14 protein-coding genes are annotated in these 12527 nt (G+C 31.5%); 9 read left to right on the top strand and 5 right to left on the bottom strand.

Annotation, left to right across the window (positions count from 1 at the left end):
• Positions 1 to 2: 2 nt before the first annotated feature.
• Positions 3 to 2624 (bottom strand): AAA family ATPase, encoded by a 2622-nt coding sequence (locus tag AC2A1D_RS12600; protein ID WP_484043961.1) that lies wholly within the window; start codon positions 2622 to 2624, stop codon positions 3 to 5.
• 21 nt (positions 2625 to 2645) lie between these two features.
• Positions 2646 to 5450: a class I SAM-dependent DNA methyltransferase gene (locus AC2A1D_RS12595; protein WP_484043960.1), complete on the bottom strand. Its 2805-nt coding sequence runs from the start codon at positions 5448 to 5450 to the stop codon at positions 2646 to 2648.
• Between the two features lie 469 nt (positions 5451 to 5919).
• On the opposite strand from AC2A1D_RS12595, the gene AC2A1D_RS12590 reads away from it, so the two are divergent.
• Genes AC2A1D_RS12590 through AC2A1D_RS12580 form a run of 3 tightly spaced genes read left to right on the top strand, consistent with a single transcriptional unit; the run spans position 5920 to position 6920 of the window.
• Positions 5920 to 6177, top strand: a complete 258-nt coding sequence (locus AC2A1D_RS12590; RefSeq protein ID WP_484043959.1) for a hypothetical protein — start codon at positions 5920 to 5922, stop codon at positions 6175 to 6177.
• A gap of 1 nt (position 6178) precedes the next feature.
• Positions 6179 to 6688: a hypothetical protein gene (locus AC2A1D_RS12585; protein WP_484043958.1), complete on the top strand. Its 510-nt coding sequence runs from the start codon at positions 6179 to 6181 to the stop codon at positions 6686 to 6688.
• Complete coding sequence (locus AC2A1D_RS12580) at positions 6678 to 6920, top strand: hypothetical protein (protein ID WP_332652902.1); 243 nt, start codon at positions 6678 to 6680, stop codon at positions 6918 to 6920. The genes AC2A1D_RS12585 and AC2A1D_RS12580 overlap by 11 nt, the downstream gene beginning before the upstream one ends.
• On the opposite strand, the gene AC2A1D_RS12575 is transcribed toward AC2A1D_RS12580, so the two are convergent.
• Complete coding sequence (locus AC2A1D_RS12575; protein WP_332652904.1) at positions 6921 to 7355, bottom strand: hypothetical protein; 435 nt, start codon at positions 7353 to 7355, stop codon at positions 6921 to 6923.
• Positions 7356 to 7471: 116 nt separating this feature from the next.
• On the opposite strand from AC2A1D_RS12575, the gene AC2A1D_RS12570 reads away from it, so the two are divergent.
• The 6 genes from AC2A1D_RS12570 to AC2A1D_RS12545 all read left to right on the top strand — a co-directional run bounded on the left by AC2A1D_RS12570 (position 7472) and on the right by AC2A1D_RS12545 (position 10922).
• Positions 7472 to 7711 carry a hypothetical protein gene (locus AC2A1D_RS12570; protein ID WP_484043957.1) on the top strand — a complete coding sequence of 80 codons (240 nt, stop codon included), beginning with the start codon at positions 7472 to 7474 and terminating at the stop codon, positions 7709 to 7711.
• Between the two features lie 7 nt (positions 7712 to 7718).
• A complete protein-coding gene (locus AC2A1D_RS12565) occupies positions 7719 to 7934 on the top strand; it encodes a hypothetical protein (RefSeq protein WP_332652906.1) in 216 nt (71 codons plus the stop codon).
• Positions 7935 to 7936: 2 nt separating this feature from the next.
• A complete protein-coding gene (locus tag AC2A1D_RS12560; protein ID WP_273139763.1) occupies positions 7937 to 8188 on the top strand; it encodes a DUF3853 family protein in 252 nt (83 codons plus the stop codon).
• A complete protein-coding gene (locus AC2A1D_RS12555) occupies positions 8185 to 8898 on the top strand; it encodes a hypothetical protein (RefSeq protein ID WP_484043956.1) in 714 nt (237 codons plus the stop codon). Before AC2A1D_RS12560 ends, AC2A1D_RS12555 begins: the two co-directional genes overlap by 4 nt.
• Before the next feature lie 275 nt (positions 8899 to 9173).
• The gene (locus AC2A1D_RS12550) at positions 9174 to 9998 is read left to right on the top strand and encodes a hypothetical protein (protein WP_484043955.1); all 825 of its coding nucleotides are present in this window, start codon (positions 9174 to 9176) and stop codon (positions 9996 to 9998) included.
• Positions 9999 to 10502: 504 nt separating this feature from the next.
• Positions 10503 to 10922 carry a PH domain-containing protein gene (locus AC2A1D_RS12545; RefSeq protein ID WP_484043954.1) on the top strand — a complete coding sequence of 140 codons (420 nt, stop codon included), beginning with the start codon at positions 10503 to 10505 and terminating at the stop codon, positions 10920 to 10922.
• Positions 10923 to 11351: 429 nt separating this feature from the next.
• Here AC2A1D_RS12545 and AC2A1D_RS12540 read toward each other — a convergent pair whose 3' ends face one another.
• Together AC2A1D_RS12540 and AC2A1D_RS12535 are read right to left on the bottom strand one after the other, a co-directional pair.
• Entirely contained in the window at positions 11352 to 12263 is a 912-nt protein-coding gene (locus tag AC2A1D_RS12540; protein ID WP_484043953.1) for a helix-turn-helix transcriptional regulator, read from the bottom strand.
• A 28-nt stretch (positions 12264 to 12291) separates the two neighbouring features.
• Positions 12292 to 12525: a beta propeller repeat protein gene (locus AC2A1D_RS12535; RefSeq protein WP_484043952.1), complete on the bottom strand. Its 234-nt coding sequence runs from the start codon at positions 12523 to 12525 to the stop codon at positions 12292 to 12294.
• Positions 12526 to 12527 lie beyond the last annotated feature (2 nt).

Here is a 12527-nt window from a genome sequence, read left to right as displayed (position 1 = left end):
ATTTATTGTCTTCTTTTTCTAATTTCTTTAATGTAATCTTCTAAAACTTTCAAGTCAGCAAGAAATTCAGTAGAGTCAGGCATTTCTTCAATCAAAGTTCCTGCTGTATCATGTCCTGTAAAATAGGTGGAGCATTTGCCCATATTGCTATCAACTAGTTCGTAATCACCCTCTGTTAAATCTATAACTTTTGATAACCTTTGAGTTTGAATAGCTCTACTAAATCGTTGAATTGCGCCATTTAAAAAAACCTCTTCTACAAATCGTTCCCAAGTTTCTCGAAGTTTTCCATACAGAACTTTAACTCGCTCTTTATAAACTTCTTCAGTTTCTGTTCTTTCAATTTTCTCTAGTTGTTGATATGCACTTTTCAACAATCCAATACGCTTACCAACAGGTAAAGCATCCCAAGGGGGGCTACTAGCTATTAGTCCTGTTTCTGTCTTTTTCCTTGTAAGACTCTTTATGTCTAAAGCACAATTTAAACTCTCCGAGTGTTCTTGAATCATTAAAAGAAATGAAATATCGTGTGTAAATACTATTACTTGTCTTTCAAGAGCTTCTTCTGTAATTCTTTTCGCTATTTTATTTCGCCATTTGTGGTCAAGTGAAGAAACAGGGTCATCAAAAATAATTGCACTTTTATGTTCTGAAATTGACAACTCAGACAAGAATGTAGCTAAAGAAATACACCTGTGTTCTCCCTCGCTTAAAATATCTTTTAGAGCAATATTAATTGAGTTGTTTTCATCAAGTCTTAAATAGTGATATTGTTTTCCTCTTTGTCCTTTTGTTTCAGTTTCTATCTTAATGTTTTTAAAACCGAGTTTGTTTAATTCTGTTTTGAAATTTTGTTTAAGATTCTGGTTTATATAGCGTGTTGTTAGTTCATTACTTAATGTTGTGATTGTTCGAGTATTACACTTTCCCACACATTGATTTAGCAAGCCAACTCTTTTTTGACGATAAATTTCACGAGCTAATTTTGGTTTATGCTCATAAATTTTCTTTTCACCATTTAATTGATTTAGTTCTTTAAATAAAGGCTTTAAATCTTCATCAATAGATTGAACTTTTAATTTTTCATTCACTTCAGATAAGGATTTATTTAATTCCTTAATTAACGTTTTAGGAGTTCTGTCAACTTCAATTGCATTAATGTCTTCAATGGTTTTCATTGAATTAAATAATCCAACTATGTGTTCCTTTTGCTTTGAAAGTATATTTAGATATTCGGCTTGTTTTTCCGAGTAATTTTCAATTAGCTCATTTAATTCAAGAGATATAGGGGTCTGTTCTTCAAAATTAAAATCAAGTCTGTTCAAATTATAAATTGCTGACTCATATTTTTCTTTAGCTTCGTCAAATGATTTTTGAATATCATTTTTTACGAAATCTTCAAATTTTGTAAATCTTTCTCTGGCTTCATCTTCTAAATCTTGAAGGCAAAGTGGGCAACTACTACCATCTGAGACATTGGGAAAACTTTCTGTTTGAGTACTTTCGTTGTAAAATTTCCTTGCACTTTCCCATAAAATTTTCCAAGCATTATTTCCGACACCTTGTATTGGTAAATCTGAAAATGCTGTGTTTGATGATTCCCTTAATGCTTCTTTAGCAACACAAAAATTATTTAATATCTCCTTCAGATTATTTAGAGCTTGACCTGTTAAGTTATTTTCCAGATTTTGAAACTTATTTGCTAAAATTTCAAACCGGTTGATTTTTTCTTCATTGGACTTTAAGCTTTTCTTAGGGTCAGTTGCTTTTAATTTATCAATTTCCTTTTCAACAGCTTCAATTCTTGCATTTTTTGTAGAATTCCATATTGATTCTGCTCGTAATTCATTTAAAGTTGAGTTTAAGTTTAGTTTCTCAAGAAATAATTTTGCAGTCGTTCCTTCTGGAACTTCTAATAATTCATAATCAAACTTTCGCATTGATGGATTGGAAAGCTCTAGGGTTAATTGTGCTTCAACATTTTTTACAGCTTCTGCTAATTTTTCTACAATAGATAACCCTTGGGGCATAAAAGCTATTTCATCTTCTCCCTCGATATAGTGATTTGCACTAAAGGTGTCGAATACATCAATTTTTTTTAACGTGTTTTCACTTACTGTTTCATTAATAAGATTGACAGTTGTGAAATTTATCCCATCAGAAGTATATTCTATATCTGCTTTTTTATCATTTCCTGCACAAGCTGGGTCAAACAAATTGTCATTTATTCTAGGTTTTTGACCTCTTGTTTTACAAGAATGTTTTAAAATACTTACATAACTAGATTTCCCTGAACCATTATCTCCATAAACAATAGTTAGTCCATTTGGCGCAAATTCCAATTCACCAGATTTAGATAAAGCATTAATGTTATCAATGTTTTTGATTTTGGAAAGTATAATGTTGCCATCATTTACAGAACTATCTGCAAAATCTCTCAAGTCATCAAAGTTAACAGGATCAAATTCAAACTCAGAAAGTTTAAAATCAACCTTACATATTTCCTTTAATTCAGAAACATCAGTAGTCGTTAGTTCATTATTTCGGATTAATCGGTCAATAGCTACTTGCCAAAATGAAGGCTTGTTTTCTACCCAATCTATTATGTCGTGTAATATTGGCATTCCTGTTTTTATATAAAATTATTATTTCTTTCCTTTCTTTTTCTTCTCCTTCGCAAACAAAGTTTCTCTATTGGTCATTTCTTCATACATTTTAAAAAGATACGCCAAGCGTTCTTCGTCTGAGTTGAAAGCCGCCAATCTGTACACTCTTTCTATTGCCAAATCCAATTCTTGGTGTGCATTTCTAAGACTAGCAGGCATGGTTTCTGGATTATACATCCAGGCCATGGTTTTCTCTGGAAACTTGGCACGCTCGTCTAAAACAGCAAATACATACATGGTTATGCTTTCTTTTTGTTTCGCAGTAAGCGGTGGAAACGGAAAAGTATTGTAACACAATTTTGCAGAATAACGATAATCTGTTTTCAATTTACCACCCACTGCATCTACCCAAACCATGTGCATTTTGGAGTGGAGAACACCGAATAGATATGCCTCACAGTCATACAAAATACTCAAAGCATTTGTTCCAATGTAAGTATTATCTATAATACACATTGGTATGTATTCTCTTCTTTCAGAAGTCGTTAAGGGAATTGCTATGGAACTAGTTGTTGTTTCTCTTGTTTCTCTAAATCGATGTGGTGTTAGAGCTAATTTATGAGCGCCAGAATCACTACTTGATAAACGCATTTTTCTTACTTTATCAATCCTTTCTTTAATGAAATCAATTTTTAATGCTTCTTCAAGATATTCATCTTTAATCCACAAACACCATCTATTAATTCCTTTCATTAATTCACTTGCACCATACAACTTTTTAAAATATTTTAATGATTCAGGATATTCATTGACTAAATCATTTTTCTCATTATCTTCAAAAATTAAAAAGCCTCCATCATAGGGCATATTTCCTTTAGGTAATTCAGGAAATCCGGAGATAGATTTATTTCTAGGAAATATATAAATATTAGGAGAATCTAGTAAGTAAGCATTAATATTTTTCACTTCTTTTGCAACAGATTCTGTGAAGAGTAATTTTGGTTTTGCAGAAGCATTTCTTAATCCTACAATAATTACTGTAACTCCCGCATTTCCTTTCGCATTATTAGTCCATTTAAAAGATTGATAAGCAAAACCTATTTCTATTTTTTCATTAAATATTCTTGGCCAGAATAATGAAACTTGTTCTCCTTGGCAAACTGAATTGGTAGATACTAAAGCTAATTGTGCATTTATATCTTCAATGTATTTTGCTCCTTTATAAAACCAAATAAAAACATAATCTAAATTTTTATAATCTTTTTTAAAAATTAATTCCAAATCCGTTTTCTGTTCATAGTCTTGGTTTCTGCTTCCTAAATATGGCGGATTTCCAATAATATAGATTTCATCACCTTCGTTTTTCGGGCAAACTTCTTCCCAATTAATTCTTGCCGCATTTCCTGCAACAATGTTTCCTGCTTCTTTTAAAGGAAGTATCGGTTTAGACCGACCGTTGTCTAAAAGTTCAGTTTCAAAGATTTGGTTCATTTGGTGTTCCGCCAACCAAAGTGAAAGAATAGCCATCTCGTGTGCAAAATCTTTAATCTCTATACCGTAAAATTGGGTAAGTGAGATTTCTGTAAAATAAATTTTAGACTGTGCTCCCGAGAAATTCATTTTAGACTGCACATCAGGAACAATTGTTTTTGCTCCGTCTGCACCAAAACCTATCTTAGATTGTACACTTTGCTTTTCTTCAACAACTCCGGAATTCAAATCTATTAACTGCTTAATGATCTCAATTTCTAGATTACGCAATTCTTTGTAAGTGATAATCAAAAAGTTCCCACTTCCACAAGCAGGGTCAAAAAATTTAATTTTAGACATTCGTACCAAAAGCTTATCCAAAGCTCGTGCATTGTCTTTGTTTTTCTCAAACTCTTCATACAATTCGTCTAAAAACAAAGGTTTGATAAGTTTCTTGATATTAACCACCGAAGTATAGTGCATCCCAAGATTGTTACGTTCTTCAGGATCTGCCACCGCCTGAATCATAGAACCGAAAATATCGGGATTAATATCTGCCCATTCCAACTCACCAGAATCAATAAGAATTTGTCGTGCTTTTTTGGAAAATCTAGGACAATCTATTTTGTCACGGAAAAGCCCGCCATTTACATAAGGAAAACCGTTGAGATAATCGGGAAACTCAACCGCGCTATTAGGTTTCGAATCCAACTTTAAGAAAAGAATATCCAAAAAATCATCTACATCGGAACCGTCTGGTTTTGTGTTATTCACCAATGTTTCTGTAAAAATACTATTGGTTTCAAATATTCCGGTATCCTCCGCAAAAAAACAAAACAACAATCGGGAGAGAAACAGGTTAAGTTGATGGGTTCCTTTCTCCACCCAATCAGGATTATCTGCAACTAATAAATCGTAGAGCTCCCCTAATTTATAAGCAGCATCTCTATCTGCTTTGTTATCGGTAGTGACCCTATAGATTTCTGCACCTGAAAGCGGTAGGAAAAAATCTATTAGCTCGCCCAAATCTGCAATAGGAATCTCTTTAGGCACTTTGAGTTTAGTATCAATTGCTAATACTAAATTAAAATCAGTAACAAAAAGAAAACGAGGTTTTTGTTTTGCAATTTTATCATCTTTCCAAAGCTCATCAATAGTATTATGTAATTGATCACCTGTAGTAACTTTAAAGAAAATTTTTCCTTTATAAAATAATTCACCTTCCTTTTTAGAAAGATTGTAATCTCCTTTTTTTAAACGGGTAATAGTCGTTTTTGAAAAGCCAAAAGCCAGTAAAAAATCATAAATAAATTGGTCTTGGTCTATATTCTGAGCTAAACTTTTGAGCTTATCTTGGATGTCAGTTTTTTTCATGTTTAGTATATCATCTCACAAATGATTGAGCGTATAAATTTAGGAAAAAAATCACCACAAGCCATAATTCAGGAGAATCAATAATTCTACTCCATAGCATCATTTTTATTAAAACCCAATCTCATTTTTTTGGAATACTTCTTCATTTCAATAGTTAAGTAGACTTCAATAACTTATTGAAAATTTAAACAAATATTTAATTTATGAATGTCACAAACAAGCATCAAATTCTTTTAAAAATATTTTTCGATAATACCAAAGCTTCAAGAACATTATAACAAATCAAAATTATTATTAACTCTCAAATTATTGAACAGCAATACAATATAGTAGATATTTCAAATAATATTTTTCCTATTTAGAAGAAATACCTACATTTGCACACCGAAAAAACCAATCAATTGATTGATGTTTTTCAGCAAAAATATTACGCATAAATAATTTGTAATTTTGCAACCAAATTATTTTCATGAGTAACAAATTTATATTTTTAAGTGTATTGATTAGTTTCAGTTTTCTATCTTGTACAAACAATGAAGAAGACGAAATTTTGAATACAGAACAAGTAAACCAAAAGAAAGAAATTAATAACAAAAAAGTAGAATTGGAGTTCGTTCCTAAAAAGGACTCAGCGATTGTTCCAACGACCAATACTACTGCAAGAACTATCGATTTGATAGAAAATGAAGATGGAGGAGATCCCAAAAGCGTTCCACCAAGACGCTAAAATGAAAAAGTCAAAAACTACTATAATAGGGTCAATATTATTAATAATATCGGCTTTACTTCCTTGTTTAGATGTTTTTCTTAAATGGTTTTTCCCTTCCATTATTGAGATGAAAGATTCAACTGGGGTTCTAATCACTACAAATATTTGGCTAGCGACGCTCTACATCTCTCCTTCAATTATTATTTTAGCTGCACATTTCAAACCTAATCCAAGATTGTATTTTTTTCCCTTAGCGATTTTTTTCTACACTGGATTGATCTATTTTGCTCCTACTTTTGGATTTAAAATTGATTTCTTACGATTTAACAGCATAACTACTGGAATCATCTCAATTCTAGCAGGTTTAGCACAGGTTTTTCTCTTAAAATACGTAAGAAGAATTACTTTAGAAGAATCTATACATACTGATTTCATTTCTGATGTAAAATTGGAATTTGAAAAACTAAAACAGGAAAATACTTTTTTAAAAGAACAAATACTTACTCAAAATGGAAAATATGAAAGATAGAGAGTATAATTTGCTAAAAAAAATGTCTAAAAAAAATAGACATTTATATAAAATAGGAGAAATTCAGTTTGAGGAATATATAGACAATCACCAAGTGATTACTGAACAAATTAAAAATTCAATTCTGTTGATGGAACAAGTTCAAATTTTAAAACTTGCGACTTTAGACGATGAAACCTGCCTTCAAAGATTTAAGCAAGGAATCATGATGTTAAAAATTAATCTTAATTAATTATTTTTTCTTGGCAGTTTCTTCGACTTTTATATGTTCCCAAATTGGACTAACATATTCCTCCAAATAATCCATCACTCTGATTATTTTCTCATCTTGAATAGACGTTTTAGTTTCAATCATTCTGGTAAGATCTTGAATAGATTTGTAAATTACGCCTAATTGCTCACTTACAGGAAGTTCTTCAAAAGTACTTCCTTTTTTTATGAGTACTTGTTTGGGTTCTTCACTCCTCTTAGTCCAATCTTGAAACTCAGGATAAACTTTGTTTATTTTACCAAATACTTCATCAGGAATTGGGCTTTTACTTAATGCTTGCGAAAATGCTGATTTACTCTGATAACCTATTTTTAAACCAAAATCTTCCTGAGAACTTACTTCCCCATTACTTTTTTTATAAAAAATAAACTCTTGTATATCTTTCTTAGTCACCATAATTTTTTATCCCTGAATATCAACAAAATAAACATCAACAAATAAACTTTGTTTATTTTTACCTTATTTAAAGATAAACTTTGTTTACTTTTGCTACAACAAAATGCCTTAACAATATGTTGGAAACAAATATACTAAAAACACGAATAGTAAAAGATAATGTATTTAGTACAATTCTCAAAGATAGAAATTTAAGAGATAAACTCATCCTAGTAACAGGAATTCGAGATTCGGGAGTATGTGCTTTTGCTAGAAGAAAATCTCAAAACAGAGTAAAAAATGAAGATATCCTCAATGTGATTAGAAAACATACAGGCTGGAATGATGAGGAAATTTTCGAAAGTCATGAAAACTAATGTGCTAATGTCAAACAATAAAACGGTGATTGAAGCGAAAAACATGAGATCACAATTAAGAACAATAATAAATTTAGCTACCAATCTTGAAGCTGAAGTAGAAGCTTTCTTGGACGGTGTGGGAGCCGTCCAGGATAAGCAAATTTCCAAAACAATTAATAATGATTTAAAAAGAAAAATAGAAGTTCAGTTCCACAACTCTTTAAAAGTTAGAAAAAAATAATTATGATAACAAAAGATACACTCATTGCCCATTTAACAGTCGAAGAATTTTTATCATTACAAAACCGTCCGATAGCAAAAAAGTATGAATACGGAATCAAAGGAATTGCAAAAATCTTTGGATGTTCGAGAGATAAAGCTCAAAAAATCAAAAACTCCGGAGATATTGATGAAGCTATTTATCAGAACAAAAACACCATTGTGATAGATGTTGACCGAGCTTTAGTACTCTTTGCTGAAAATGGTAAGAAATGAAAAAATCTGATGTAATTTCAAAATTTTGGAAGTACAATCTAAATTCTCCGCTTGGTTCTTCTTCCATCTCTTTGTTTCTTTTTTTAATCAATAAATGGTCAAATAATAAGCAACAGGAATTTATTCTTTCTGATGTAAAACTAAGCAGAGAACTGAAAATTGCCATTAACACCATAAAAGCTGCAAGAGAAAAATTGAAAAATGCTGGTTTTATTCAGGTTCAGGTACAAAATGGAATTCCTTGTAAATACAATATTATCACAGAAGGAAATTTTCAAAACAGCCCTGAAATTAGAACCAATCAAGAAATAAAAAACAAACCAATACAAAAGAAGAAAAAAGTAAATCAAATTCCAGAATTAGAAGAAGATAAACTTCGTGTAAAAATAACAGTCGAGCCGCCTGTCATTGAACCCAACCTGAAATTAACAGAAATTCAACGGAACAGCAATATTCCAACTTTTGAAGAATTTGTAAAATATGTTCAAACTCTAGCCATGTATAATTCTGAATTAGATTCAAAAATTAAAACCAAGTATGATGAATGGGTATCAAAAGATTGGAAAAATGGTATTGGAAGACCGATTACCAACTGGAAGATGACTTTGAAAAATGCTATTCCGTTTATGATGGATAATAAGGATTCAAATTCTGAAAAAATTTCATTGAAGACCATTCCCAATATTAAAAGTCCAATATCCTTTGATTAAAAATTTCAATTAATGAGTGCTGACAACCAAAACAAAATCATCAGAAAAATATTTGATTCTGAAAAAAAACAAGACCGCATTAGAATTGGAAATACCTTCTTTGACGAGTTTCTTTTTGAAAATCATCAAATAGCCATATTCCGATCAATGCACTCAGGGTTATTTTTAATATCATTTCTACCATTAGTAGTGAACAATTTCGTCCAGAAGATCGTCCACAGCAATTAACTTTATTCGACGAAGAATTTGAAACCGAAAATAACACTTTTGTGGCTATGAAAATTCGCAATAACAGAATTTCTCCAAGCAATTCTACCAAACAGGTTATTGCTGCGTATGAATTTTTGGTGAAATTCAGAATGGGTTGGTACAAATCGGTAAATTCAAAAGGTAAAGAAATTAGAACTTTTGGCGGATTAATCTCCACTCCTAGTTACGACCAAAGAGGATATACTTCATTTTTAATCAGTACCTATTGGCTTAAAAAACTTATTGTAATTCCTGAATACAATTATGTTCTTTATAATTTGGTGTATCATATTCCAAACAATAAACACATTCTATTTGCCATTTGGTTAACCAAAATTCCCCAAACTGGAATTACCTTAAAACTATCAACTATGAATGAAAAATTTGGATTAAACTACAAAACTTCTAATGATTTTTGCAAACTATTTCTAAAACCCTTACGGAGCAATCTTAACACTTACAATAACCTTAGTTTTCAGTATAAAAATCAAAATGGTTATATTTTCATAACCCCCATTCAAAATAAAACGTTTATTGGCTTTGAACTCGATAATAAAAAAGAAAACATTCCCAATGATACCTATCGTTTAAATTACCTAAGAAAAAGATTTAATATTAATGAAGAAGAAATGATTCAATTTTCATTTCAATACACCAAAGTTTCATCTACAAAGATCCTTATAGAATCCGCTTATAAGGAGTTTGTAAAAAACTGTCGTCTCAAAAAAATCAAAACATCCGAATTTGAGGGCAAGGAATTTCTAAGACAAATACAAAAAATTATGATTGTACAATACCGCCAGACAAAAGCAGGACAACTACTTCCAAATGGCTATCCCTTAATTTTATAATTTCGGAATTGCACTACCAGCTTTACGGATTTTCACTACCGTTAATACGGATTTCCACTACTTGAAGTTAACAAAGTCTTAAAATCAAAAATGTTTTAATGAATTTCTCGGAATTACACTACCAGTATCACGGATTTCTACTACCATTTCCTCAAATGAGCAAACATAGTTTAATTTCATCCCTTCTATTTCGGATTTCCACTACCAGAAAACCAACCTAATTTACGGAATTGCACTACTAGAAATACGGAATTGCACTACCCCAATTACGGAATTTCACTTCCAGCAAAACACATCAAAGCCCCTTATTCATAAAGCTTTACCCCTATCAGTAAAAGTATAATAAAAGGAAATAAAAAGTTTCTTTTTTATTAAAAGGGAAATGTGGATAAAATTTGAATGCAGAAAAAAAATATAAAGACCAAAACTTACATCTGATCAATTGAATTCTTATCTTCTCTAAAAATTTCCTAGACGAAATTTTATTTCTAAATTGCACCCACTATGAATTCTCAGAATATTCTTTACCAAGCAAAAATACACTGGAATCTTTATATCATTCCGCTTCTCTTTACACTAATTGGTGTCATAGGCTTTCTTCCACTCTTATTTTTTCGAGGTTTCACTCAAATCGTTGGATTATTACTGGTTGCTTTATTTTGTAAGGGAGCTTACGCAATGATTAAATTATTTTCAACCAAAATTTACCTAACTGACCGACATCTTTGTATTTCTTCCGGAATTGTTAGCAAAACAATTTTAGATATTTCTTTGGAAAAAATTGAAGGAATCGAACTTCAAAAATCAGTCTTCGGTAAAATTCTAAATTATGGAAACCTACTTATTTCAACAGGTGAAATCACTCAGAGAATATCAATCAGTAAGCCGGAGGAGATGAGATTAAAAATTTTGACTGAACGTTGATAAGAAAAGCTGAATTTTAAAATTCTCGAAAAAATATGAAAATTTGTATTTAAATTGTAGTGTAGTTCTTAAACGACAATGATAAAAGACCGTATTTAATTTATGCTCACAACTTTTCGGAAAAAAGAAATATAAAATACGTATCTTTACATTACAGAGAGACCAGTACGGCTGCTCACTGTGCTAAAAATACCTTTGTATAGGGTATTTTACAAAAAAAGAAATTGCTCAGATAGGTAGCGATATTTCAATGCCGATTCCAATTTCGAAGCACTCTATCTTGTAGAGTGTTTTTTGTATATTTGCAATGTCAGGCTTGCGTAATCGGGCAAAGCTCAGGTGTTAATAAGTGAATATTAACACCTGTTCGATTTGTAAATAGCTTTATTGACGGTGTTTCAACTGTTTTTAGGTCATTTTAAAGGTAATTCAAGAATTGTATAAATTCAATATTTCCTTTACTTCACAAATAAGCTCCTCCCGAAAATCCTCCGGTTCAATCACCACTACCCTATTTCCAAAAGACAAAATCTCTTTTTTAAAATCGTAGGTTGGCGAGAGAAAATATTGGAAAAAAGTTCTTCCGTTTTCTTCTTTTATGATGGTTTGTGAATGATGCAACGGCAGAGATTTTATATAATTTCCCTGTTCCCAGTCAAAAGAAAGGATAATTTCCTGAGGTTCTTTTTCGGCGGAAATAATTCCGAAACTGTTTCTGAAGGCTTCTTTTACATCGTATTTTTGTTTTTTGAATTTTGTGCTTTTAATTTCCATGTCTGAGATGCGGTCTAAAGCATAGGTTTTGATGAAAAGCTTTTCGGCTTTAAATTCGTTTGCCAAAAGGTACCATCTGTGCTGAAATTCCTTTAAGGCATAAGGTTCTACAACTCTGTGCGATGTTTCGTCTGTCCAAAATTTAGTGTAGGTAAAGCTTAGGACATTCTGATGCATAATGGCATGGATGATTCCGTGTAAAAGGTCGAGACCACGCGATTTTCGGGGTTCAAAAATCATGATTTCAGAATTAGCTTTGGCTTCCCGGTAAGCCTCTACCAAAAGAAGATTATCAAAAACGGATTCTTCAGCATTGGTAAGTTCTTCATTTTCGATAAAATAGACTTTGCGACTAAAATCGTAAACAATTTTTATTGCTAAAACCTTTTCCATAGCATCTCTGTCACGGTTAAAGGTGCGTTCGGAAAAGTTAAAATCTCTGTCTTTTTCAATAAATTTTTTTTCAATAAATTCATCAATTTCTCTATATGTTGCGCCTCTTTTTCCACGGATTTGTAAAATTTCCTTGATGTATTGAAGCCTTAGCATTTGCTCCTGTTTTGCCATAGTTTTTGTTTTTTAATATTGATTTAAATCACGAAATTTTCATCCAGTAGGCTCCGGAATCTACAGACCTGAACGTTCCCGTGGAAGTGAGTGCAAAAATAGTTTCACCACGCCTCAATAAATCTTGGAATTCCCCTACTTGATTAGATCCGGAAAATCTTACCGCCCATGAAATGCCTGCATTGTCTGAAATTTCAATGATGAATGGATTTTTGGGACAAATTCTAATGAGTTTAATGCCCATGCTGGTAATTTTTGGCATTT

The organism is Chryseobacterium sp. HNCC26DJ239 (genome assembly GCF_057180445.1).
The sequence above is the reverse complement of the archived record's forward strand: the minus strand, read 5'-3'. Positions and strand labels throughout refer to the sequence as shown.